General features: G+C 67.8%; 22 protein-coding genes and 1 pseudogene. 10 read left to right on the plus strand and 13 right to left on the minus strand.

Features of this window, described 5'->3' with window-relative positions:
* Nucleotides 1-96: 96 nt before the first annotated feature.
* The 8 genes from OG205_RS13455 to OG205_RS13490 form a co-directional block, all read right to left on the minus strand.
* The gene (locus tag OG205_RS13455; protein WP_330276564.1) at nt 97-1,386 is read right to left on the minus strand and encodes a tyrosine-type recombinase/integrase; all 1,290 of its coding nucleotides are present in this window, start codon (nt 1,384-1,386) and stop codon (nt 97-99) included.
* Between the two features lie 110 nt (nt 1,387-1,496).
* Nucleotides 1,497-1,697 carry a helix-turn-helix transcriptional regulator gene (locus OG205_RS13460; RefSeq protein ID WP_330276565.1) on the minus strand — a complete coding sequence of 67 codons (201 nt, stop codon included), beginning with the start codon at nt 1,695-1,697 and terminating at the stop codon, nt 1,497-1,499.
* Nucleotides 1,698-1,720: 23 nt separating this feature from the next.
* On the minus strand, nt 1,721-3,349 hold the full coding sequence (locus tag OG205_RS13465; RefSeq protein WP_330278160.1) for a replication initiator: 1,629 nt from the start codon (nt 3,347-3,349) through the stop codon (nt 1,721-1,723).
* 95 nt (nt 3,350-3,444) lie between these two features.
* Nucleotides 3,445-4,929: a cell division protein FtsK gene (locus OG205_RS13470; RefSeq protein ID WP_330276566.1), complete on the minus strand. Its 1,485-nt coding sequence runs from the start codon at nt 4,927-4,929 to the stop codon at nt 3,445-3,447.
* Between the two features lie 318 nt (nt 4,930-5,247).
* Entirely contained in the window at nt 5,248-5,502 is a 255-nt protein-coding gene (locus OG205_RS13475; RefSeq protein WP_330276567.1) for a hypothetical protein, read from the minus strand.
* Nucleotides 5,503-5,520: 18 nt separating this feature from the next.
* A complete protein-coding gene (locus OG205_RS13480; protein ID WP_330276568.1) occupies nt 5,521-5,769 on the minus strand; it encodes an AMED_5909 family protein in 249 nt (82 codons plus the stop codon).
* The gene (locus OG205_RS13485; RefSeq protein ID WP_330276569.1) at nt 5,766-6,071 is read right to left on the minus strand and encodes a hypothetical protein; all 306 of its coding nucleotides are present in this window, start codon (nt 6,069-6,071) and stop codon (nt 5,766-5,768) included. The genes OG205_RS13480 and OG205_RS13485 overlap by 4 nt, the downstream gene beginning before the upstream one ends.
* A 3-nt stretch (nt 6,072-6,074) precedes the next feature.
* Nucleotides 6,075-6,425 (minus strand): hypothetical protein, encoded by a 351-nt coding sequence (locus OG205_RS13490; protein ID WP_330276570.1) that lies wholly within the window; start codon nt 6,423-6,425, stop codon nt 6,075-6,077.
* 73 nt (nt 6,426-6,498) lie between these two features.
* Between OG205_RS13490 and OG205_RS13495 the strand changes: the two genes are divergently transcribed.
* Both OG205_RS13495 and OG205_RS13500 read left to right on the plus strand, forming a co-directional pair.
* Complete coding sequence (locus OG205_RS13495; RefSeq protein ID WP_330276571.1) at nt 6,499-6,885, plus strand: hypothetical protein; 387 nt, start codon at nt 6,499-6,501, stop codon at nt 6,883-6,885.
* A 38-nt stretch (nt 6,886-6,923) separates the two neighbouring features.
* On the plus strand, nt 6,924-7,676 hold the full coding sequence (locus OG205_RS13500; protein WP_330276572.1) for a helix-turn-helix domain-containing protein: 753 nt from the start codon (nt 6,924-6,926) through the stop codon (nt 7,674-7,676).
* A 7-nt stretch (nt 7,677-7,683) separates the two neighbouring features.
* Here OG205_RS13500 and OG205_RS13505 read toward each other — a convergent pair whose 3' ends face one another.
* Both OG205_RS13505 and OG205_RS13510 read right to left on the minus strand, forming a co-directional pair.
* The gene (locus OG205_RS13505) at nt 7,684-8,394 is read right to left on the minus strand and encodes an HAD family hydrolase (RefSeq protein ID WP_330276573.1); all 711 of its coding nucleotides are present in this window, start codon (nt 8,392-8,394) and stop codon (nt 7,684-7,686) included.
* A 959-nt stretch (nt 8,395-9,353) separates the two neighbouring features.
* Nucleotides 9,354-9,683, minus strand: coding sequence for a hypothetical protein (locus OG205_RS13510; RefSeq protein ID WP_330276574.1), 330 nt, complete (start codon nt 9,681-9,683; stop codon nt 9,354-9,356).
* A gap of 82 nt (nt 9,684-9,765) precedes the next feature.
* Between OG205_RS13510 and OG205_RS13515 the strand changes: the two genes are divergently transcribed.
* The 5 genes from OG205_RS13515 to OG205_RS13535 all read left to right on the plus strand — a co-directional run bounded on the left by OG205_RS13515 (nt 9,766) and on the right by OG205_RS13535 (nt 13,644).
* Nucleotides 9,766-10,203: an Lrp/AsnC family transcriptional regulator gene (locus OG205_RS13515; protein WP_330276575.1), complete on the plus strand. Its 438-nt coding sequence runs from the start codon at nt 9,766-9,768 to the stop codon at nt 10,201-10,203.
* Nucleotides 10,204-10,291: 88 nt separating this feature from the next.
* Nucleotides 10,292-11,524, plus strand: coding sequence for a sensor histidine kinase (locus OG205_RS13520; RefSeq protein WP_330276576.1), 1,233 nt, complete (start codon nt 10,292-10,294; stop codon nt 11,522-11,524).
* A 4-nt stretch (nt 11,525-11,528) separates the two neighbouring features.
* Nucleotides 11,529-12,197 (plus strand): response regulator transcription factor, encoded by a 669-nt coding sequence (locus OG205_RS13525; RefSeq protein ID WP_330276577.1) that lies wholly within the window; start codon nt 11,529-11,531, stop codon nt 12,195-12,197.
* Nucleotides 12,198-12,238: 41 nt separating this feature from the next.
* Entirely contained in the window at nt 12,239-12,808 is a 570-nt protein-coding gene (locus OG205_RS13530; protein ID WP_330276578.1) for a TetR/AcrR family transcriptional regulator, read from the plus strand.
* Nucleotides 12,805-13,644 carry an SDR family NAD(P)-dependent oxidoreductase gene (locus tag OG205_RS13535; RefSeq protein ID WP_330276579.1) on the plus strand — a complete coding sequence of 280 codons (840 nt, stop codon included), beginning with the start codon at nt 12,805-12,807 and terminating at the stop codon, nt 13,642-13,644. Before OG205_RS13530 ends, OG205_RS13535 begins: the two co-directional genes overlap by 4 nt.
* Here OG205_RS13535 and OG205_RS13540 read toward each other — a convergent pair.
* Complete coding sequence (locus OG205_RS13540) at nt 13,621-16,518, minus strand: ATP-binding protein (RefSeq protein ID WP_330276580.1); 2,898 nt, start codon at nt 16,516-16,518, stop codon at nt 13,621-13,623. The genes OG205_RS13535 and OG205_RS13540 overlap by 24 nt on opposite strands.
* A 91-nt stretch (nt 16,519-16,609) precedes the next feature.
* On the minus strand, nt 16,610-17,809 hold the full coding sequence (locus OG205_RS13545) for an RNA-guided endonuclease InsQ/TnpB family protein (protein ID WP_330276581.1): 1,200 nt from the start codon (nt 17,807-17,809) through the stop codon (nt 16,610-16,612).
* A gap of 38 nt (nt 17,810-17,847) precedes the next feature.
* Between OG205_RS13545 and tnpA the strand changes: the two are divergent.
* The 3 genes and pseudogenes from tnpA to OG205_RS13560 form a co-directional block, all read left to right on the plus strand.
* Nucleotides 17,848-18,066 (plus strand): annotated as a pseudogene (gene tnpA / locus OG205_RS13550) (IS200/IS605 family transposase); the annotation flags it as partial.
* A 228-nt stretch (nt 18,067-18,294) separates the two neighbouring features.
* Nucleotides 18,295-19,857, plus strand: coding sequence for a S8 family peptidase (locus tag OG205_RS13555; RefSeq protein WP_330276582.1), 1,563 nt, complete (start codon nt 18,295-18,297; stop codon nt 19,855-19,857).
* Nucleotides 19,858-19,878: 21 nt separating this feature from the next.
* A complete protein-coding gene (locus tag OG205_RS13560; protein WP_330276583.1) occupies nt 19,879-21,411 on the plus strand; it encodes a S8 family serine peptidase in 1,533 nt (510 codons plus the stop codon).
* 71 nt (nt 21,412-21,482) lie between these two features.
* Here OG205_RS13560 and OG205_RS13565 read toward each other — a convergent pair whose 3' ends face one another.
* A complete protein-coding gene (locus tag OG205_RS13565; RefSeq protein WP_330276584.1) occupies nt 21,483-23,291 on the minus strand; it encodes a trypsin-like serine protease in 1,809 nt (602 codons plus the stop codon).
* Between the last annotated feature and the right edge of the window lie 130 nt (nt 23,292-23,421).

Below are 23,421 nucleotides of genomic sequence, written 5' to 3' on the forward strand. Positions count from 1 at the left end.
TGCCGCCGATCAAGGCCTGACCTGCCAGAACATCCCTATGTGGAGTTGTTTTCAGGCCGCTAGGCCGTCCCCAGGCCGTCAGCCGTCGACAGGCCGTCAGCCGTCGACAGGCCGTGACTCGGCGGCCTCGGGGGCGACCTTGCCGGTAGCCGTCACGTCCTTTGTGGACTCTGCGCGCTTGCGCGGCTTGAACATGGAGTTGACCGCCAGCCGCGCCCGGTCGTGGCTGGACGGCATCATGTGCGCGTACTTGCGGAGCGTGAAGGCGGGCGAGGAGTGACCCAGGTAGTCCGCCAGTTCTCGGATGCTGACGCCTTGGGCGAGCAGGTGGGACGCGTAGAGGTGTCGTAGTGCGTGCATCCCGTCGCCGTCGGAGTCGTGTTCGATGCGCGCACGCTTGAAGGCAGGCAGCCACACTCGGATGTTGAAGGTCTGCCGTCGGTCCGGCACACCCTGGTAGTTGACCATGAGCAGGTTCACGGTCTCGGTCTGCTTGCTGTCCCGCTCGCTCCAAGGGAGCGTGATCGCGACCGGTGGGTAGTTCTCCGCGTACGCCTCCAGTTCATCAAGCACGCCTTGACTCAGCGGGACTTCACGCGTCTTGTGCCCCTTCGGCAAGCGGAACGTCAGCTTGTTCCCAATGATCGCGATCTGACGCGAGCAGCGGTAGATCATTTGATCGCGATCCACGTTGTCCATGGAGAACGCAAAGATCTCACCCTGTCGAAGACCCATGCCAGCGCCCAGCGGGATCACGATCTTGTGCCGAGCCTCCAGAGCAAGCGCGATCTTGTTCAACTTGATCTCTGGCCACGTCACGATCTTGTTCTCCACCGGACGGGGCGGAGAGATCGCTTTCGAGTTGCAGGGATTCGCGCCGATCTTCTTCTCTTCCCGCGCCGCATCAAGGATGGACGACAGGGCCTTCCAGATCTGCACCTGGTAGTTGACTGACAGCGCCCTCTCGTCGGTCAGCCACCCCAAGAAGTCCCGCAGAGTGTCCACCTTGATCACATCGAGGTGCTTGTCGCCGAGAAACGGAAAGACGTTGTTCTCCAACTGCCGATTCAGCGTCTCCTGCGACGCCGGATCTTGGGACCGCCCCTTCACGTAGTTCTCCGCGTAGGCACGAAGGGTCAGCTTCCCCGCTTGAGGGCTGACGTACGCGCCGTCCAGGATGTCGTTCTGCATCTTGGTCAGAAACGTCTGCGCACGCTTGAGTTGCTTGTCCGGGAAGGTCTTGGAGTCCTCACCTCCGCCTGGCTTGGGGTAGCGCACCTTGTACCGGTCACCCTTGCCCCACAGGTCGGGGTGACGCTCCTTGATCGCCTTCCCTTCATCGTCCCGCACAGCCTTACCGGTGTCAGGATCACGCTTGACGCGCATCCACCGGTCCTGAATGTGTCCTGCCATGAGGTGCCCTTCTGGGAGTTGCTGAAAGAACGGGCCAGCCGGGCAGACCGGGAGGAACTGCCCAGCTGGTCCTGGTGGTCGGGCTAGGCGGCGGTCTGTCCGTCGAGCCAGTCGCGAACGTCGTCCGGGCGGTAGCGGACGTGCTTTCCGAGCCGGACGAACGCAGGTCCCACGCTGCGGTAGCGCCAGTCGGTCAGCGTCTTCTCGGGGATGCCGAGGAAGTCGGCCAGAACGGCCGGCGTCCAGAGGCATTCCACGGTGATGAAGCGCGGTCGATCACTCATGCTGTCCCCCTCCCCGTTCCTGGTCAGGCCGCCTCCCGATGAGTTGCTGAAAGATTCAGCCCCTCATCGGGCGCGGGTCGGGGCAACGCGGCCAGCACCGCCTGGGCCTGGTCGTACTCGGCCCGCCACTTGAGCCGCTGACTGATCATCTGCATCAGCAGTTCCGCCCGGCTGGGAGCGTGCGGGTCACCTGCCTGGACCGGTGCCCACATGAGCCGCGTCCGGTCCGTCCCTTCAGGCTTGGCGATCCCCGCAGCAGCCAAGGCCTCACGGACGAACGTGGCCCGGTCGGACTTGTGTTCCGCGAGGGTCTTCCCCGACCAGCGCCGTGACACCAGCACCCGCCGCCCCGGCAGCCCGAGCGTCTCCCTGCGGTGAGCCTTGGAGCGGCACCGGCCCGGAGTCATCCGGGAGTTCGTCCCCTTGGGAGCGACGCCGTAGAGCAGCCAGACCGCGCAGCGTTCCGAGCACGGCGTGATCGCGAGCTCAGCCGCCAGGCGGTCAGCATGCTCCGACACCCGCGCCGAGTCGTCCACGGCGACGACTTCGGAGATCGACTTGACGAGGTACTTGGTCAGGTAGCCGATGTGCCGTCCAGCTTCCTCGGTGCCGCCGAGGATGCCCTTGGAGTGCACCTGAGACCCGAACTCGACCACGTGCGCTGGAGTGTCCAGATCAGACACCGCATCCGCCCACGGCGTGATTGGGACGTTCGTGACCGGGTCCACGAAACCCTTGGCGCGCATGTCCCACACCGGCATCTGGTCACCGCTGTACTTGATCTCATCGTGGTTGGGCCACCACACCTGAAGGTAGGTCGCCGCCGTCACCTGACGCACTACCGCGTGCGGGATCGAGCCCCTGACGGCGAAGTGCGCATGTGGGGTGATGCGCTTCTGCGGCTCGACCGTGCCGAAGTACTGCACGTCCCAGCCCACGACCCGACGCAGGTTCTGCCACCACCGGTCCACCAGGGAGGCGAAGTGCACCGCGTCCCGAGCAGCCCGCCGGTAGTCGTACGTCGCAGGGTCGGCCGGGGTGCCGTCCGTGCGCACCTTGCCGTAGGAGTCGAGAGTGACCGTGACGAACGTCGAGGGCCGGTACTTGCCCGCGAACTCCCGCCCCACCGTGGTCTTGGCGACCTTGCGCCGGGGCAGGTTGGGCGAGTCTTGACGCCGCCGGGTCGAGCGGACCGGAGCAGGCGCGGCCGGCCGATCCACGTTGGGGAGGTTTCCGCGGACTCCCTCCCGCCGCAGGTCAGAGTCCGCCTCCCGGATGGCTTCCCGCAGGTCCTCGACCTGTTCCGCATCCTGCTCACCCTGCGCCTGGCGGTACTCGGCGGTCAGGTCCGACCGGTAGGTGACCAGCTCGATTTGGTCGCTCGTCGCGGTCTCCCGCTCCGCCACGGGCTCGTGGTCGAGGTGCCAGCCTTCCCGGCACTGGGCCATGCGGGAACGCCGGTTGCGGTCCGCACACGCCTGGCACTTCGACGCCACTGTCGAGTTGCAGCGCACACCGACCATGCGCACCTCACCGGTGTCGAGGTCCACGACCTCCCGCAGCACGGGACGCACACACACCCCGTGCTGCTCCGCCGCCGCCTTGACCACGTCGAGCGTGAGCGGCATCCGAGCCCGCTCCGCCGACGTCATCCCCGAAACATCCTGGGTGACCGCCGGAACCACAGTCACACCAACGGTTTCTCCACTGTCCACAGTGGCCGTCATGGTCTCCTCTCGCTTGTCGCTCATGCCGCAACACCCCCTTCACTCGCGTCATCACTGCCGGGGCGGGCCGGGAACGGGTGCACCGATGCCTCAGTGATCCCGAAGAACATGGCCAGCTCCACCAAGTCCGCATCGGTGACCCAGAACGCCCGTCCCCGCTCAGGAGTCCCACGCCCATCGGTCTTGACCCACGCCACACCGGGCGTGTTCTCGCTGATCTCGTGAGCCGCCGCGCCCCGAGCCCGCGCACCGTCACCCAGGACCATGTCCACCTGAGGTGCTTCGTCCAGCCGGAGCGCGATCTTGGTTCCGAACAGGTGCCGGAACGCGACGACCTCCTTACGCGGGTCCTGGACCAGCCCGAGCACCGCGTAGCCAGGAGCGCGGCCCTGGGACGTGATCGTGGAGACGGCCCGCACCGCGCGTTCCCTCAGGTTGCGATCTGGTTGGTAGGCAACGAGATCCGCCAACTCATCGATGATGAGCAGGGTGAACGGTTCACCGCTGCGACGCGCCCAGATCCGACGCACACCCCGGTAGCGAGCGGCCCGTTCCTTGACTTCCGCCGCGATCTCTTCCAGTAGCTCGACCGCAGCCGCGCCGTTGTCGAACACGAGCCGCGAGAACGCTTCCTCACACTGCCCGAGTTCCATCCCGCCCTTGGGATCAATGCCCACGAGGCGAACGGCACCGGCACGGATCGCGGGGGCGAGGTGCCACACGATCGACCACAGCACCGAGGCTTTACCCGCGCCCTGCACACCGACCCCGAGAACCTGGTTGCCGAGCAGCTTGAGCCGCCAGGCTTTCCCGGTCTCCAGGGCACCGACCACCACGCGCTTGAGGTCGACCGCGTCCGCGTCAGTGCACAACGGCGGCACCAACACCGGGCGAGCCAACGGGTCAGCGTGGACGAAGTCGAGTTCCAGGAGACGGGGCTTGAGCACCCGGACACGGCACGAACGCGCCCCGAACGAGTGCGCCAGCCCCGCCCGCCGCAGCTCCCATTCCTCGTGCGACTGGGCCGGGATCATCCGCACCCGGACACGGTCCCGCCAGCCATCCGAGCGGACCCGCTTGAGCTTCGGCCGGTACTCCTTACCCCGGGACTCCTTGGCCAGCTCCGCCAAGCGGACCGTGACGTTCCAACGCGGCACATACACCGTGGCCCGCCGGAACTCCGTGACCAGCCGCAACCACACCTGACGCGAGAACGAACCCCGCGACAGGCCCCACCAGATCAGCAGGCCGGCCGCGACGGCGAGGAGCACCAGGACCAGCGGCACCGCACCGAGCCGCCACCAGCACAACCCCACCAGCGCCGGGACCAGCGTCACCACCGGGTAGCGCACGACCACGAGCGCCAGGCGCACGCCACCGACCAGCAGCAGCCACACCAGCGCCAGCAGCGCTGCGAACCACTTCAGCTTGCCCGGAACCAGCGTCCACCACGGCACACGCGGACGGACACCCTCGAACGGGGCCGGATCAACCCACTTACCCATCAGGCCTCACCCCCACACATCAGGGAGAGTGAGGACATCCACACCACCGGGCTAACGGTTCGGCTTGACGCCGCACCCGTATGCACAGATACCATTGACACGACTGGTTTTCCTTTGCGTAGCAACGAAGACGACAAGAAAGACCAGTCAGTGCGTCGCCATGGAAGCAGACCCAGAACCGCCAAGAACTCGGCTGTTTCCATTGGCGACCACCAACCGGCCGCACACCCGTATTCAGTTGTGTGACAAGGCATGCGTCACCAGCACGTGACAGGTAGCCACGCGCCGACGACGCAAATCCCTACATCACAACGACTTTCACTCAGATTCCGAGACCTGTACCTCTGGCACCTCGGGCGGCCCCATGAGTTCCTCTGCCTCGGCCAGATAGAGGCGCCCGAGATCCACAAGCAGCACACCAAGTTCCCGAAAGTGCGCCGCCCGCTCCGGATCCGGGGTCACGCTGCACGTGCGCATCATCTGCCGCGAAAGCACTTCCCCGAATTGAGGATGAGTTTTCACGACCTCACGCGCCAACCGCACCAGATCCTCAGTCAAGATTTCCGCAGCCAAGAAGGACCTCCTTCCTTCTCACTGCGCGTCCAACGCGCGGGCCAGCCGATCCTCACGATCGGCCCAGTACAGCGCCTCGTGGTGGTGACCACGGTCCACGTCAGCCACCCGCCGGTACACCGCAGCGCTCTTCTCATGAAACCGCCGCATACCGGCGACATCACCCTTACCCGGCATCAACCGAGGCAGCACCTCGTGAGCCTCGCTGAGCGACACGATCCGCTCAGCCTGCGCCCACGACGCCTCACGCCGCTCGACCACGGTCACGTCAACCTCCCCGCGCCCGACTCCCCGTAGGCGTCGGTGTCTCTGCGCGCGAGCAGTTCGCGCGACTCTGCTTGCTGGTCGAACATCTCAGCGGCATGGAGCGCAGCCGCCTTGGCCCACCACGAGGTTTCGCAGTGGCCGGCCAGCTGACGCCACAACCACGCCACCTGGCGATACGCGGGAGCGATCCGAGCGGCAGCCTCCGGGTCATCAGCAGCCGCATAGCGGTTCGCCTCATCGGCCGCCGAGAACTGCCGGTAGGCGTTCTCCCACTGTGCACTCAGCGCCCTGAGGTCTTCCACGGCTTACGCCGCCTTGGACGCGTCAGGCGCGGCGTTGGCGTTGGCCTGCTTGCCGCCCCGGTTCGAGGACTGCGGCGACAGCATCTCGTCAGCCCACACCGTGTAGCTCACCCAGCCGTCCCGCACGTACGGAGTGACCTTCAGGCCACGGAACACCGCCGGGCGGAACGGCGTACCCGCCAGGGTCTCTGGCGGCACCGGCTGGTACTCCGAAGCGATCTTCACGACCGCACCGGTGTTCTTGCCTTTCGCGGAGGGGTCCGTGCCCTGGACCGTCCACACCGGAAGGCCCGTCAGCTTGCACACCGCAGGACGCGGCGACTTCCCTTCCACATACTCCGTCGCGCGATCCACGCTCAACACGAAGAACCCTTGCGGGTACAGCTCATCGAACGTGATCGGGAACCTGTGACCAGCGGGAATACCCATGTCAGTTGCCTCCGGCAATGTGATTCTGTGGCGCCTCTTGCGGCGCAGCATCAAGGTCGTCTTGCAGTTGCTGGCAACGGCCAGCGAAGGTGGTTGCGGCGTCGGCCAGCCGAAGGGCGTAGGTAGCGGCGATCTGGAGGCCTCCCGCACGAGGCGGGATCACCACACGGACACCGCTGCTGCCCGCAGCGATCAGGAGGCATGGCTTGCCAGGCTCAGCCTCGACAACATTCGGTTCGTCGTGGGGTTCCGGGTGGACCAGCCCGTACAGCGGCACGTGTCCCACTCCCTTCGCGGTGATTCGGTCAGCGGCTTCCACCACTTACTTTCGTCCGATTGGCCGGACGTCAGCACCGCGCGATCAAGACACATCGGGACGTTCTGATACAGTTAAAACGTCCCCTACGCGTCCTGGGAGTCCTGTTGATCAACGAGCGTCTCCGCAGCACCCTGCTTGATCGGGGCTACACGCCTCGCGACTTCGCCGAACAGATCGGCGTCGATACGAAGACGGTCGAGCGGTGGATCTCGGTCAATCGCACGCCGCATCGCGACACCGCATACAGGGCTGCACGGCTGCTGGAGGTCTCACCTGGGTGGATCTGGCCGAGCCTTCAGGAGACGCGCAAGGGAGCGAACCGTGCCGAGGTGGTGGCCTTCTACCCGCACAGGTCCGAAGTTCCCAAGAACACGTGGCTCGAACTGTTGAAGAAGGCTGAGAACAAGCTCTACCTCATGGCGTACGCGAGCCTGTTTCTGCCGGAGGAGAACCCCGAAGCGATCGCGATTCTCAAGGCCAAGGCTGCCGCAGGGGCTGACATCCGAATCTGCCTGGGTGATCCGAACAGCCCGGAAGTCGAGCTGCGAGGAGTGGAGGAACAGCTCTTTGACGCCATTCCGGCACGTGTTCGAATGGCGCTTGCGTACTACAGTCCTCTACTCGGCGTTGAAGGAGTGAAGTTCAACCTTCACCGCACCGCTCTGTACAACTCGATTTTTCAGTTCGATGACGAGATGCTGGTCAACCAGCACATTTACGGCACCTATGGGTATGTCGCACCGATCTTGCACCTACGCAAGGTTGAGGGTGCAGACCTCTTCCGCACATACGAAAAGAGCTTCGAGCGCGTCTGGGACGCCTCGTATCCCTTCGATGGAAACTTGAAGCCGAGGTAGGACCGGCTCAGCCCAGGCCGGTGAACTGCTTCACCGTCTCCAGTACGCGATGCGCGTCTGACATCGACTCGTACGCGACATCAGCACCTGCATCCACCAGCTGATCGGTCGAGAATTTGCCGGTTGCCACACCAATCACGCGGACGCCAGATGTCACGCCGGCCTCGACATCCCGGAGCGTGTCGCCGACGAGGACGACCGCCGATTTCGGCAGATCAACCCCGAACTTCCTGTTGGCGCGCCCAATGGCCACATCCACGAGATCTGAGCGGACATCACTGTCCGACCCGAATCCGCCGATCTCCCAATCGATCTTTTCTGACAGGTCGAACGCGTCGAGTTTCAGTTTCGCGTTCGCGATGATGTTGCCAGTGAGCGCGGACTGAGCCAGTCCGTCTACTTTGTCGGCGAGGTTCAGCACATCGTGCGCGCCCGGTAGAGCATGCCCACGCTTTTGAAGCTCGCTGAAGTTTGCCTTGAGCGCAGCCTCCAGGGCTGCGGGAATCTCTGAGATCATCTCCGGCGTCGGCGAGACGCCGTTACGTTCGAGCATGTTGGCCATGATCATCGGGTCTGTGCGACCGTCCGTTTCAGCCGGGTGTTCTGGCGCATGACCGCACAGCTCAGTGAATGCCTTGGCGTAGGTGGCTTTGCTCATGCCGCCGTTGTCGATGAGCGTGTGATCTACATCCCACAACACCAACGCTCGAACCGTCACAGCGCTACACCACCCGTTCGTCCGCCAAACGACATCGCATCCTCACGGTACCCGTTGGCCACGGCTGTAACCCGAACGCTGAGTGAACACGTTCGAGCGTGCGATGTGATGCCGGACAGGTCCACTTGGTGCGTTGAAGAATTCAGCTTTATGGGATCAAGAGCGCGCCGCCGCTGGCGGCGCGCGGGCGGTCGACTCACGCTGACACCGCCCACCGTTGCGCCCGCCGCCTGCATCGGGACACGCCAGGCTCCCGCTCCGCTCCGCCTGTCGGCCCCGCGCAGCAGCGCGCGCAGGTGGCCGAGTCCGCGCGCCACCACCAGCGGCCAACAGTCCGGCCGGCATGTCCTGAAACTGATCAGACCTCACCGCGGAATTGCCCGCAAACGTGCAGCTCACAAGCGCTGGCTCCTCCCACGGGGGCCGAAATCATCTAATGCCGTGCCGCCGCTATCAAGAGCGCCTACGGCGTCGCTACGCGATGGGCTAAAGCCCACTCTTGACACCGCCGTCACTGCACTAGAAGCGGCCAGGGCCGAGGGAGCGGGGGGCATAAAGCCACCGCCTCACCCAGGCTCTACGACCACAGGAGCGCCGATCATGAGTAAGCGCCACCACGCCCAGCCCGGACAGCTTTCCCTCTGGGGCCTCTACGAGTTGGAGAACCAGGCCGTAGCCGCCACCTCATGCCCACGCCAGGTGGAGCGACCCGTGGCCGAGGTCGTGCCGATCTTCAAGGCTGCTCCGACCGTGATCACCTTCCGGTCTCCGGGTACGCGGAAAGGCCCCACGAGGCGCATCTGTACGCGAACCCGAGGAGCCAACGTGATCAACTTCCAGGCCGTTTCCAGGCCGTCTGACGTTCAGAACGGTCCGGATGCAACCGGATCCAATGAGAACGAACCAGCAGGTCAGGCCAGTCTTGCACCCATCTTCACGCAGGCCGGAATGCCGAGCGTTCAGAAGTTGCAGTTCTGGTTGATCGCGGCGGCCAGCGCCTCGGCGTACGGGGCGATGCCGTGGGGCGGACCGAGGACGTAGGCGAGGAACCGCGGGTGCGCCACCGCCGTCGAGTTGGGCAGGATCGTGCCCTCCCAGCTGTCGAACAGCGCGTCCACGCCGATCCCCCGCTCCGGCATCGGCGTGGCGAGCAACGACGCCAGCGCCTCCCGGTCGGGCTCCGGCAGGATGTCGGCCTTGGGCAGGCCGCGCTCGTAGCCGTCCAGGAGCGCGAGCAGCCGGGCTCCGGCCCTGTCGCGTTCGTCGTGGGTCAGCAGAAGTTCGTTCACGACAAGCAGATTAGGCTTCAACGGCTGGCACGCGATTGCCACTTCAACCCTCAAACGGACCATACCGTGGCATGATCTGCCAGTGGACCGCATCGACCGCGCAATCATCCGCCACCTCCAGGAGGACGGGCGCCTCACCAACACCGAACTGGCCGACAAGGTGGGCCTCACGCCGTCGCCGTGCCTGCGGCGGGTGCGGGCACTGGAGGAGGCCAGGGTGATCACCGGCTACCACGCGGCCGTCGACCCCGTCGCACTCGGCCGCGGCTTCCGGGTCCTGGTGCACATCGACATCGCCGCGCAGAACGTCGGCGGCATCGAGGCGTTCGAGTCGAAGGTCGCGGAGATCGACGCCGTCGAGTCGTGCGTGCGGATGTTCGGGCAGCCCGACTACCACCTGTGGGTCGCCGTCGCCGACCTCGACGCCTACGAGGAGCTCTACATGTCGGCGATCACCCGGCTGCCCGGCGTCGTGCGCACGAACTCGCAGTTCCCCATGAAGACCGTGCTACCCCGGTAGCACGACCCGATCTTGGCTACGGTGGTAGCGCACGGAGTCAACGCCGCGGTACGACGATCCGCGGGCGGCCTTCTGCGAGCGTTCTCGCATGACCGGAAACCGGAAGTCGATGTTCGCTGAGGTCAGGCAGTTCCTCGCCACCGGCGTCGCCACGCTCGTCGCCGCGAAGCGGTTGGCCAGGACGCCGTCCCCGCAGCGGTGGCGGCACGTCCGGCTGGGGATCACCTGCGCCCTGGCCGCACTGGTCGTCCTGCTGGACGTGATCGTCCCGCCAGGACGGTACGGCTGGGACTACCCGGTCCCTGGCTGGTGGTTCACGGCGACCGCGGCGGGCGCGGTGCTGCTGACGCTCCGGCGTCCACTGTGGTCCTGGCGGGTGTCCGCGCTGCTGGTGGCGCTGACGCCGCTGATCAACTGGCTCTGGAGCGACGAGTGGCTCCTCCCCTGGTCACCCGGACTGATCCTCGCGACCGTGGCGGTGCTGCTGATCGTCGCGCGGAACTACGGTCAAACCGTTCTGACGTGGGTGTTCCTCTTCACCGTCGCGGCCACGTGGCCCGCGCTTCGCGGCTACCTGCCGAGCGCGCTCATGGTGAGCGCCGTCGTGGGCGGGGCGCTCGTCCTCGGCAACGCGATGCGGTTGCGCCGGATCGCCGAGGCTGACAGCGCCGTGCAGCAGACGCGGGCCGCCACACTGGAAGAACGCGCGGTCATCGCCCGCGAACTGCACGACGTCGTGGCGCACCACATGTCCGTGCTCGCCCTGCGCGCGGGAAGCGCCCGGTACCGGTTCGCCGATCTGCCCCCGGAACTGCTCGGCGAGTTCGACGAGATGCAGTCCACGGCCAGGGAAGGCCTCTCCGAGATGCGGCGACTGCTCGGCGTGCTGCGCAACGAGAACGGCGAACTGGAGACGGCCCCGCAGCCGCGCGTGGAGGAGATCGCCGAACTGGCCGACCGGTTGCGCGGCGCGGGAGTCGAGGTGTCGCTGCGGATCGAGGGGAACGTGCGGGACGTGCCTGATGGCGTGGCGCTCTCCGCGTACCGGATCGTCCAGGAAGCGCTGAGCAACGCCGTCCGGCACGCGCCAGGATCCACTGTGGACGTCGAGATCTCCTCGTCTCCTCAGGAACTTCGGCTGATGGTCGCCAACGGCGCGGCGGCTGAGCCCGCACCGCCCACGGACGGCAGGGCCAAGCACGGCATGCTGGGGATGCGTGAACGAGTCACGGCCCTCGACGGTGCGTTCAGTGCGGGACCGGATGAGCGCGGTGGGTTCGTCGTGGCGGTGACGCTGCCGTTGAGCGGGAACGGGGAATGACCGGGTGAACATCAGGGTGCTGATCGTCGACGACCAGACGATGGTCAGGCAGAGCTTCCACGCCGTGCTCAACGCACAGCCCGACATCACCGTCGTCGGCGAGGCCGGCAACGGCGCCGACGCCGTGCACGCGGCCATCCGCGACAAGCCGGATGTCGTGCTGATGGACGTCCGCATGCCGATCATGGACGGCCTGGAGGCCACCAGGGAGATCCTCGGCCACCCCGACCTCACCGGCACCGTGCGCGTCCTCATGCTGACGACGTTCGACATCGACGAGTACGTCTACGGCGCGCTGCGGGTCGGCGCCAGCGGGTTCCTGCTCAAGGACGCGCCACTGGACGACCTGGTCAACGCCGTGCGGGTGATCGCGGCCGGCAACGCCCTGTTCGCCCCGGCCGTGACACGCAGGCTGATCGCGGAGTTCGCCGCACGCCGTCCGGATCCGGTCGAGCCGGGACGCGCGGACCGGCTCACCGCGCAGGAGCTGAAGGTGTTGCGGCTGGTCGCGCGCGGGATGTCGAACACCGAGATCGCGGCCGCGCTGGTGATCGTGGAGCAGACGGCGAAGACGCACGTCAGCAGGGTGTTCGCCAAGCTCGGGGTGCGGGACCGGGCGCAGGCGATCGTGGCGGCCTACGAGATGGGCATCGTCGTTCCCGGCCAAAACTAGAACGGTTTCAATTTCAGAACCGTTCTGTCTATGCTGGGGTCATGACGGGCAGACGTGACCGCAAGAAGGCGGCGACCCGCAGGACCCTGGCCGACGCGGCGCTGAAGCTGTTCCTCGAACGCGGCTACGACAACGTGACCGTGAAGGAGATCGCCGAGGCCGCCGACACCGCGGTCGCGACGCTGTTCGCGCACTTCCCGGCGGGCAAGGAAGCCCTGATCCTCGACGACAGCGGCGAACGGGAAGCCTCACTGACGGCAGCGATCCGCGAACGTCCGGAAGGCACCTCCCCCCTCGACGCCCTGCACGCGTTCTTCGGCGGCCGGGCGCCGTTCCGCGAGGACCTGCCCGAGGAGTACCGGCGGCGGATGGACCTGATCCTGGCCACCCCGGCGCTGTGGGCCTACGCCCGCACGGTCTGGATCGCCTGCCAGGACACGCTCGCCGCACTGCTCGCCGAAGCCACCGGTCGCGACGAACCGGACGACTCGCTGCACGTGCTGGCCCGCTACGTCCTGGAGACCCCCGACCTGGCCTCGGCCCGGCCCGATCGCGCCGCCGCGCTCGCCGAGGCCTTCGTCCACCTCAAGCAAGGATGGCCCGCTCTGTGAACGTCCTGGTCACCGGCGGCAACGCCGGCATCGGCTACTTCACCGCCGAGCAACTCGCCGAAGCCGGAGCGACGGTCGTGCTCGGCAGCCGTTCCCAGGCCAAGGCGGAGAGGGCCGCGGCGTCGATCCGGGCGCGGGTCCCCGGCGCCGTCGTCCGCCACACGCCGCTGGATCTCTCCGACCTGCCGTCGTTGAAGTCCTCAGTGGACGGACTCGATCCTCTCGACGCGGTCGTGTTCAACGCGGGCATCGCGGATGCCGATCCCGAACTCCTGTTCGCCACCAACCATCTCGGGCACTTCGCACTCACCTACTGGCTCGCGCCGCTACTCACGTCCGCCCGGATCATCACGGTCGGCAGCTTCGCCGCCCGCTCCGAACGCCTCGACCTCGACGACCTGCAGTCCACCCACGACCACGACCAGAAACGCGCCTACGGACGCTCCAAGCTGGCCCAGATGAGCTTCGGCTTCGAACTCGACCGCCGGCTGCGCGCCGCCCGCAGCGACGCGATGAGCGTCGTAGTCCACCCCGGCGGCGCCCTGGACTCCCTGACCCCCTCACGGCCGGGCGTGCACACCCGTCCCGCGTCCACCCGGATCGCCGGACTCCTGTTGCACGGCAAGGACGACGGCGCCCGACCGGCGGTGCATGCCGCTCTCGACCCCGATGTCGAAGGCGGGCAGCTCTGGGGACCGCGTCAGTTCGGCCTGCGCGGCAAGCCTCACCTCGAGAAGCCGCACGCGCACATGACCGACGAGCAGACCGCGAAGGTGCTCTGGGACAGGAGCTGCGAACTGACCGGGCTCAACCTAGGCGAGGTCCTCGGCCTGTAGCTCGGCCCGCGACGACACCCCGAGCTTGCGCAGCACCCGTGCCGCGTGCTGCTCGACGGTCCGTGGCGACAGGAACAGCACGTCGGCGATCTTCCGGTTGGTGTGCCCGGCGACCAGCAACCGCGCCACCTCCTGCTCGCGTGGCGACAGCTCGTCGCCGTACCCGCGCCTGCCCCGCCGCGACGGTTTGCCGCCTCCGATCCCGCGCAGCTGGTGCCGACAGCGGGCCGCGTCACGGGTGGCGCCCAGGCCGTCGAACGTGTCGACGAGCGCCGACAGGATCTCGGCGGCTTTCTCCTGGTCGCCGGGCAGCAGGCAGGCGGCTTCGCGTTCGGCGACCAGCGCGGTGAGGTACGGCGCGGGCAACGCCGTGTACCTGTCGGCGGCCTCCCGGTAGAGCGACACGGCGGGGTCGAGCTGACCGCGTGCCTCGGCGAGCAGGCCGCGGCACCAGGCCAGGGCGGCGAACGCCATCGGGGCGTCCCTGCCCTCGATGCCCGCGGCGATCTCCCCGATCAGCGTCTCGGCGTCGGTCTCGCGCCCGGCCGCGAGGAACGTGGCCACGGCGACCGGTCCGAGTTCGGTCGCCCACACCCAGACACCCTTCGTGCGCACGATCGCCAGGCCGCGGTCGACGTCGACGCAGGCGCGGGTGATCTCGTCCTGCGCCAGCATGGTCCGCGCGAGCGCCGCGCAGCCCGCGATGGCGACCGGCGTGATCGACTCCTCGGGGGCGAACGCGCCGGTCTCGGTGAGGTAGCTGGTCGCCTCCGCCCACTCGCCGCGCGCCGTCGCGAGCGACCCCAGGATCAGGGACAGCTCGCTGGTCAGCGGGAACAGGTCGCGGTACTCGTCGAGCAGGGTCTGCGCCCGGTCCGCGAGACCTTCCCAGTCGCCAGTCAGCCAGTCGAGGCGGACCTTCGTCGCGTGGGCGGTGCTCGCGGTGAACGGCGCACCGCACTCGGCGGCGAACCGCAGGCCGTCGCGCAGCAGTTCGGCGCACCGGCCGAAGTGACCGGTCGTGGTCATGGCGTCGGCGAGGTTGCAGTGGGCGCGGGCGAGCTGACGCAGTTCGCCGGACGTGGTCGCGGGCCGGAACCCCCACTCGGCCAGCACCGACGGGTCGCCCGTGTGCATCTTGGAACCGACCTCGTTGGCGTACAGCGCCATCTTCTGCTCGGGGTCGGTCTCGGCCGCGCGTGCCCGGCTGACGCGGTCGAGCCAGGGCTGGACCTCGCTCATCGGGGTCATGCCGAGGTAGGACAGCCCCAGCACGGCCTCTCCCCGTGCCGCCAGGTCCGGGCGCTCGGTCAGGTCGACGACCGCGCGTTCGAGCTCGGAGCGGGCCTCCTCGATCCCGCCGGCCTGGCGGATCAGCAGCACGCCCCGGTAGTGCCGGACCTGCCCGCGCGCGGCGGTCGACAGGCGGCGGTCGGACAGCAGGCGTTCCAGCGCCTCGGTCGGATCGAACTGGTCGAGGCCCTGGTGGGCGACCTGGCCGAGCTTGATCGCGAGCCGGTCGACGTCCGCCGCGGGCACGGCGGGATCGAGCAGCAGCCGTTGCAGCAGGGCGGTGGCGGTGGCCGCGTCGCCGTTCTCGACGGCCCTGTCCGCGGCGGCCTCGCCGTAGCGCAGCCACTGGGACGTGCGCCCGGCCCGTTCGCTGTGCTCGGCGAGCTGGACCAACGGCCGCGGTTCCACCTGGTCGAGCACCTCGACGGCGCGGCGGTGCAGTTCCTGCCGGTCCGGTCCGCCCAACGTGTCGTACACGGCCTGCTGGGCCAACGCGTGCCGGAAGCCGTACCGCCGTGCGTCGACCTCGTGCAGGACGTGGCCCGTCAGCGCGTGCGTCAGGGCGGCACGACTCTCACTGATCTCGGCCACCTCGCCGAGCAGTTCCACGGACGCGGGCGCGCCCAGCACGGCGGCCGCCTGCACCAACCGGGTCGCTGCGGCGGGCAGGGCGGCGAGGCGCTCGGCGATGGCGTCACGCAGCAGCACGGGCACGTCCACGTTGTCGAGCAACCGACGGGCCGTGGCGCCGTCCGCGTGCACGGCACCGGCCGGATTCCGCAACGCCCGCAACGTTTCCTCGACCACGAACGGGATGCCCGCCGTGCGTTCGTGCAGCTTGGCCGCGAACTCCAGCGACACAGGTTCGCCGTCGAGGATCGCGGACGTCAGTGCCCGCACCTCGGCCACGTCGAGAGGTTCGAGTTCGAGCAACGCGCTGGTGATCCCGGTCGGCGGCCGGTACGCCGATCCCAGCGGGACCCCGCCCGGCACGTCCTCGCGCCGGTAGGTGACCACGATGGACAGATTCGCGGGCGGGTCGCCCATCAGGAACCGCAGCAGCTGCCGGGACCCGTCGTCGGCCCAGTGCAGGTCCTCGACGACCAGCAGCACCGGTCCGAGCACGCCGAGCAGCTCGCGCATCCCGCGGAACAGCCGATGCCGGTCGGCCCTCGGGTCACCGGTCGGAGGCGGTGGCGCCGGCAGGTACTCGGCGAGTTCCGGCAACAGTGAACCGAGCACACCCGACACCGGGCTCAGCCGTGAATGATTGCGCGCCAAGCGTTCCGTGCAGTCGCGCAACGCCTCCAGCACCGCGCCGTACGGGAACGGCTCCCCCACCGGCTGGCAGTGGCCCATGAGGACGGAGATGGGGCCGAGATCCGCGTCGAGCAGTTCGCGCACCAGGCGTGACTTACCGACGCCGGCCTCGCCCTCGATCATGATCACCGCGGGATGGCTCGGCACGGCGGCTCGCAGCGCGCCGAGCTGGTCTCCTCGCCCCACCAGCACCGGCGAGCTCGTGCGCATCAGTCCGCTGGGGTCGCAACGCCGCGCCCTGGACTTCGGTGTCCGGCTCATCCGCACCGATGTTAGGTCATGAGCTCGTTCCTGAAGGAGCGAGCTTGCCAGCCGCCGCGAGCGGCGGGTTTGCAGGCTTGCTGCTGCCGTCCTAGCTGGCTGCCAGGATGGGCGCTGCGTCTGGGCGCATGACTTCGCCCCGGCACACGACACCGCGGGCCGCGATGTTGTGTGCCGCGTTGTGGTCGGCGTGCCCAACGAAGTCACACCGGCCACACTGGAAGACCGCTTGACTGCGGCGGTTGCGTTTGTCGACGTGCCCGCAGGCGTGGCAGGTCTGCGAGGTGTAGGCCGGATCGACCTGCACCACCATCACACCGGCCTGCTGGGCCTTGTAGGTCAGGAACTGACCGAGCTGGGCGAACGCCCACGAGTGCAGCGTGGCCCGTTGGGGCTTGCGAAGCCGTACCCGGACACGGATTCCCGTCAGTTCCTCGACAGCGATCCCGCGTCCGGTGCGTTCAGCCTCGGCCACGATGTTCTTGCTGATCTTATGGTTCACGTCGGCGGCGAACCGGGCCTCCTTGCGACGGCGTTTCTTGAGCAGCCGTCGCGCGGAGGAGGTCTTCTTGGCCTGCAACCGCTTCCGGATTCGCTGCTGGCGCTTGCGGTAGCGGTTCAGGCGCGCCCCGCAGAACCGGTCACCATCAGAAGTGGTCGCGATGTTGACGATGCCCAGGTCGACCCCGAGAAACCCGTTCACCGGTTCCCGCCGGGGCGCCTCGGGACTGTCGACGACGGCGTGCAACAGCCACACCCCGTCCCGGTGCAGCAGATCGGTTTCCCCGATCGCCGGCCGGGAGCGCAGCAGGGCGAGATGCCCGGGGTTTCCCACAATCCGCACACCACGGAGCCGACCGGCAACCGTCCAGATCGACACTGTCCCGTCGCGGCCCGCGTCACCGAGTTGCCAGGACAGGCAGCGGGCGTCGAACGGCTGCCCCGCCTGCGGACGGAACCTGATCGGGGTGTCCTCGACCTTGCGGCGCCGGCTCGACCCAGGCGGCCCGTAGTTGCCTGCCTTGAGGTTGGCCCGCAGTGTCGTGTAGGCGTCCACTGTCTTACCGATCACCCGGATCGCCGGCTGCGCGGCCAGCCCGAACCGATCCCGCAGTTCGGCGTAGAAGCGCTTCTGCACATCAAACTTCCGCACGACCCCGGCAGTGTGCATCTGCTCGGACAGCCACGACGCGGCCGTGTTGCAGGCGCGCTGGGTATCGGCCAGCGCCGACGCCTGCTCGGGCGACGGCAGCAACCGCACCCGCACGACCTGCTTCACGTTGATCACCATAGCGTTGGTCTATGTCACCACGATGAGAACCCGACCCCGACGTACGCAGGGGACGCAGTGTCATCCGCAACCTTCACGTCCACCTGGTCTTTGTCACAACGTACCGGCGTGGCGCGTTCGCCGATCAGGTCCTGCGCCGCTGCGAGGAGATCATGCGGGACGTGTGCGCCGGCCTGGGCGCGGAACTGCGCGAGTTCAACGGCGAGACCGATCACGTGCACCTGCTCGTGCACCACCCGCCCTGCCTGCCCCTGTCCATCGACCAGCAGAAACGTCCCGAATGACGGCCCGCTGCGCGGGCTGCGCAAGCCGGGATCGGCTCCTCCTGGCCGTACACAACCAGGCTTCCGCCGATTGGAGTTCAGTGAAAGACGGGTATCCCTACGTAGCGATATCCGGATTGTTCGCCGTTCCCGCTCGCCCGATGGTGATCGGCACGTGGTCGCCCACCCCTGCCGAGGCGGCCGGAGAACGGAGAACCAGAGATGCGACTTGATCGCACAACACGCGTGCTCGCGGCGACGGGCATCGGCCTGGCCGTCGCAGCGGCCGTGAGCAGCCCTGTTTCCGCTCAAACGGCTTCGATCCAGAAGACCGCCGACCCCGTCGCGGGCAGCTACATCGTGGTGTTCAAGGACGGCGCGAGCGACGTTCCCAGCACCAACGCCAAGGCTCTCGACCTCGCCCGCAAGCACGGCGGCAAGGTCAGCAACACCTACGTGGCGTCGGTGCGCGGCTTCGCGGTGAAGCTGGACGAGGCGGCGGCGCGCAGGCTCGCGGCCGACCCGTCGGTCGCCTACGTGCAGCAGGACGGCTGGGCGCGGATGTCCGACACCCAGACGAACCCGACGTGGGGCCTGGACCGGATCGACCAGGCGAACCTGCCCGTGGACGCGAAGTACACCTACCCGAACACCGCGTCGAACGTGACCGCGTACATCCTGGACACCGGGATCTACAAGGCGCACACCGAGTTCGAGGGCCGCGCCAAGGACGGCTACGACTTCATCGACAACGACGCGGACGCCTCGGACTGCCAGGGCCACGGCACGCACGTCGCCGGCACGGTCGGGTCGAAGACGTACGGCGTGGCGAAGAAGGTGAACCTGGTCGCGGTCCGCGTGCTCGACTGCTCCGGCAACGGCCAGTACTCGCAGATCATCAAGGGCATCGACTGGGTCGCGCAGAACGCGAAGAAGCCCGCCGTGGCGAACATGAGCCTCGGCGGCGGCGCGGACTCCACTGTGGACAACGCGGTGAAGCGCGCCATCGCGGCGGGCGTGACGTTCGGCCTGGCGGCGGGCAACAACAACGGCGACGCCTGCCAGACCTCCCCCGCCCGCGTGCCGGAGGCCATCACGGTGGCCGCCAGCGACTCGGCCGACAAGCGCTCGATCTACACCGGCGGGCAGGCGTCGAACTGGGGCTCCTGCGTCGACCTCTTCGGGCCCGGCTCGAACATCACCTCCACCAAGAACGGCGGCGGCACCACGTCGATGGGCGGCACCTCGATGGCCACCCCGCACGTCGTCGGTGCCGCCGCGCTGTACGCGTCCGCGAACCCGTCCGCTACCCCTGCCCAGGTTCGCGACGCGCTGGTGAACAACGCCACGACCGGCAAGATCACCGACCTGCAGGGCTCGCCGAACAAGCTGCTGAACATCAGCTTCATCGGCGGCGGTGGCCCGGACCCCGAACCGTGTGCCGCGGCCACCAACGGTGACGACGTGTCCATTCCGGACAACAACACCGCGGTTTCCTCGTCCTTGAGCGTGACCGGCTGCACGGGCAAGGCCTCGACCGGAACCAAGGTCAAGGTGGACATCAACCACCCCTACACCGCTGACCTGGCCATCGACCTGGTCGGTCCGTCCGGCGCGACCTACAGCCTCAAGAAGGCTCGCGGCGCGACCTCGTCCGCGGGTGTGCACGAGACCTTCACGGTCGACGCCTCCGCGGAGAACCGCAACGGCACGTGGAAGTTGCAGGTGACCGACGTCTGGACCTACGACGCCGGGAACATCGACACCTGGACCCTGACGTTCTGACGAGCACCGGAAGGACTTCCCATGCACCGCACCACCTGCGGGCTCGCCGTTCTGATCGTCGCCTCCGCCCTGCTGGCCACCCCGGCTCAGGCGGCTGAAGCGGACTTCGTCAAGGCCAGGAACCCCGTGGCCGGCGGCAGTTTCATCGTCTCGCTCAAGTCCGGCGCCGCCATCCAGTCGGCGTCGAGCGCGCTCACCCAGAAGTACGGCGGCACCCTCGACGCCGTGTTCTCCCACGCCATGCGCGGCTTCCAGGTCAAGAACCTGACCGAGGCCGCAGCGCGGAAGCTGGCGGCCGACCCCGCCGTCAAGGCCGTCTACCAGGACGGCACCGCGAAGGCGTTGGACGTGCAGGACAACCCGACGTGGGGCCTGGACCGCGTGGACCAGGCCTCGCTGCCGCTGGACAAGAAGTTCAACTACCCCAGCGGTGGCGCGTCGAACGTGACGGTCTACATCACCGACACCGGCGTGAAGACGTCGATCGCCGACTTCGAGGGACGCGCGTCCGTGGGCGCCGACTTCATCGAGGACGGCCAGAACGGTCAGGACTGCTCGGGTCACGGCACGCACGTGGCGGGTACGGTCGGCTCCAAGACCTACGGCGTGGCGAAGAAGGCCAAGCTGGTCTCGGTCCGCATGCTCGGCACGAGCTGCACGGGCAACGGTCCTGACTCGGCGGGCGTGAAGGCCATCGAGTGGATCACGGCCAACGCGCAAAAGCCCGCCGTGGTCAACGCTTCCTGGACCTTCGACACCGCCGACATCGGCAACGACGCCATCGCCGGCATGGTCGCCTCCGGTGTGCAGATGGCCGTCGCGTCGGGCAACAGCTCGACGGACGCCTGCTCCACCGGCCCCGCCAAGATCGCGTCGCTGATCACGGTGAACGCGACCTCGTCCAACGACGCGCGTGCCTCGTTCTCGAACTACGGCACGTGCACGGACATCTTCGCGCCGGGTGACAACATCACCTCGCTGGGGCTGAACGGCGGCAGCACGAACATGTCCGGCACGTCCATGGCCACCCCGCACGTCGCGGGGGTCGCGGCCCTGTACCTGTCGGCCAACCCGTCCGCGAGCCCCCAGGCCCTGCGCGACGCCCTGGTGAACAACGCCACCTCCGGCAAGGTCACCAACCCGGGTTCCGGTTCGCCGAACAAGCTGCTGTACAGCGGTTTCATCGGCGGCGGTCCCAACCCGCAGTGCGGTCCCGGCACGAACGGCGACGACGTGTCCATTCCGGACACCGGCACCGCCGTCTCGTCGTCGGTCACGATCTCGGGCTGCACCGGCAACTCCACGGCCTCGGCAACCGTCAAGGTCGACGTCAACCACACCTACACCGGCGATCTGGCCGTCGACCTGGTCAGCCCATCCGGCAAGTCCTACGTCCTCAAGAAGGCCGGCGGGGCTTCGTCCTCCTCCGGCATCCACGAGACCTACACCGTTGATCTCTCTTCGGAGGCGCGCAACGGCACGTGGAAGCTGCAGGTGAAGGACATCTACACCTACGACACCGGCAACATCGACTCCTGGACCCTCACGGTCTGAGTGTCGCGCAACGGAAACGAGCCCCGGAGCCGATGTGGCTCCGGGGCTCTTCCCTGTTCCCCCAACGGGGTCTAGCGGGTGACGGTCAGCGTGAACGTCGTCGTGCCGGTCTTGCCGTCGGCCGAGGTGGCCTTGACGGTGATCGGGTAGGTGCCGGGCGGGGTGGAGAAGTTCGTGAAGATCCAGACGTTGCTGCTGCCGTTCTGGCCGACCGTGGCCGGGTTGAACGACATCTGGGCGCCGGTGGGCACGCCGGAGGCGGTCAGCGTCAGGTTTCCGGTGCCACCACTGGCCTTCACGACGGTCTGGGCCAGCAGGCCCTGCTTGACGCTGGCCGACGACGGCGACGCGGTCACCGTGACCTCACCGGTCGGCGGCTCCTGAGAGCCCTCGACCGTGAGCGAGACCGTCGTGGTGGCGGTCTTCCCACCCGCGTCGGTGCCGGTGACCGTGATGCTGGAGGTACCGGCGGCCGCGGTGCTGGACACGTCCAGCGTCAGCTTCGACGAACTGCCCGCGCCGACCGAGGTCGGCTGGAACGTGGCCTTCACGCCACTGGGCACACCAGAAGCCGAGAGGTTGATCGTCTGACCGCCTCCGTCAGTGGAAATGGTGGTGGAGACGTACTTCCCCTTGGCCGCCTTCACACTGCTCGGCGAGGCTCCCAGCGTGAAGTCGCCCGGCTGCGGGTCGCCACCACCGGTGACGGTCAGCGAGTACTTGCCGGACGCTGTCTTGCCGCTCGACGTGGTGCCGGTGATCGAGACCTCGTAGGTGCCGTTCGGCGCCGAGGTGCTCGCGTCGAACGTGACCTTGGCCGAGTTGCCGGTGGTCACCGACGTCGGCTGGAAGACCGCCTTCACGCCGCTGGGCAGGCCGGACGCGGACAGCGTGGCGTTCTCCGCTCCACCCGGCCCGGCCGTGGTGGTGATGCCCGCGGACGCCGTCTTGCCGGCCGCGACGGAACCGCTGCCCGGCGCGACGGTCAGCCCGAAGTCGCCGACCGGAGGCTGCTCGCCGACCTCGGTCTTGACCCAGTCGCCCATCTCGTTGTCGAGACGGCCGTAGACCGAGTACCACTTGAAGTCCGACCGGCTCCAGGACGCGACGCCGTAGATCTTGCCGTCGAAGACCAGCGGGCCGCCGCTGTCACCGGGCAGGATCGTGATCCGGCCGTCGGAGTACCCGGCGCAGATCATGTACGCCGACTTGAAGCCCGCGCCGACGCCCTGGCAGACGCTGTCGCCGTTGACGACCGGCAGGCTCGCCTTGTCGAGGGTGACGTCCGCCGAGTTGTCGTTGAAGTCCTTCTTGCCGTAGCCGAAACCGAGCCCGGTCTTGCCCGGCGCGGCGCCGCCGGAGTCCGCGGAGGTGGCGAACTTCGGGTACGCGGCACCGCCCTTCAGAGCGATGTCGCGGTCCACGGTCACGACGGCGACGTCGTAGCCCTGGTCGAAGTTGACGTACTTCGGGTGCTTCTTGTAGCTGACGACGTTCACGGCGAAACCGGTGCCGGCGCCGCCCTTGAAGTCCTTGAGGTCGTCGAGCCCGTAGACGAACTTCTTCTCCCCCTGGGCATCCGCGCAGTGCGCCGCGATCAGGATCTTGCGCGGCGCCACGACCGTGCCGGAGCAGGTCTGTCCCTCCGGCCGGGTGCCACCGGCGCGGATGCCCGCGATGATGCCGGGGAACTCGCTCACGGTGGCGTTCTGCCCGCCGACGAACATGGGCGAGGCATCACCGAGGTTCGCGGGGACCGTGTCCCCCAGGTAGTTCGCCGCAGGGGCGTTCGGCGGTGCGGCGTTCGCGATGCTGACGGGCGTCAGCACCGTGGCCGCGACCAGGGCCAGCAGGCCCCAGGACCGTGGTGTTCTCGTCACGTTGGTTCCTCTCGGATCAGGAACGCCCACCTCAGGGCAGGGGCGGCGGTCGTTCGCTGCGATCACTGTCGGAGGACTGCACGTGCGGAACAATCAGGGTCGGCATCCGTAGGGGTACGGAACTTTCCTA

Source organism: Lentzea sp. NBC_00516 (assembly GCF_036346835.1).
In the GTDB taxonomy this organism is placed as follows: Bacteria; Actinomycetota; Actinomycetes; order Mycobacteriales; family Pseudonocardiaceae; genus Lentzea; species Lentzea sokolovensis.

Bases quoted from the DNA above. Each gene is read 5' to 3' on its own strand.
- OG205_RS13455 (WP_330276564.1), bottom strand. From the start codon at position 1,386: ATGCGCGTCAAGCGTGATCCTGACACCGGTAAGGCTGTGCGGGACGAT.
- OG205_RS13460 (WP_330276565.1), bottom strand. From the start codon at position 1,697: ATGAGTGATCGACCGCGCTTCATCACCGTGGAATGCCTCTGGACGCCG.
- OG205_RS13465 (WP_330278160.1), bottom strand. From the start codon at position 3,349: ATGACGTCGGCGGAGCGGGCTCGGATGCCGCTCACGCTCGACGTGGTC.
- OG205_RS13470 (WP_330276566.1), bottom strand. From the start codon at position 4,929: ATGGGTAAGTGGGTTGATCCGGCCCCGTTCGAGGGTGTCCGTCCGCGT.
- OG205_RS13495 (WP_330276571.1), top strand. From the start codon at position 6,499: ATGTCAGTTGCCTCCGGCAATGTGATTCTGTGGCGCCTCTTGCGGCGC.
- OG205_RS13520 (WP_330276576.1), top strand. From the start codon at position 10,292: ATGACCGGAAACCGGAAGTCGATGTTCGCTGAGGTCAGGCAGTTCCTC.
- OG205_RS13530 (WP_330276578.1), top strand. From the start codon at position 12,239: ATGACGGGCAGACGTGACCGCAAGAAGGCGGCGACCCGCAGGACCCTG.
- OG205_RS13540 (WP_330276580.1), bottom strand. From the start codon at position 16,518: ATGAGCCGGACACCGAAGTCCAGGGCGCGGCGTTGCGACCCCAGCGGA.
- OG205_RS13545 (WP_330276581.1), bottom strand. From the start codon at position 17,809: ATGGTGATCAACGTGAAGCAGGTCGTGCGGGTGCGGTTGCTGCCGTCG.
- OG205_RS13555 (WP_330276582.1), top strand. From the start codon at position 18,295: ATGCGACTTGATCGCACAACACGCGTGCTCGCGGCGACGGGCATCGGC.
- OG205_RS13560 (WP_330276583.1), top strand. From the start codon at position 19,879: ATGCACCGCACCACCTGCGGGCTCGCCGTTCTGATCGTCGCCTCCGCC.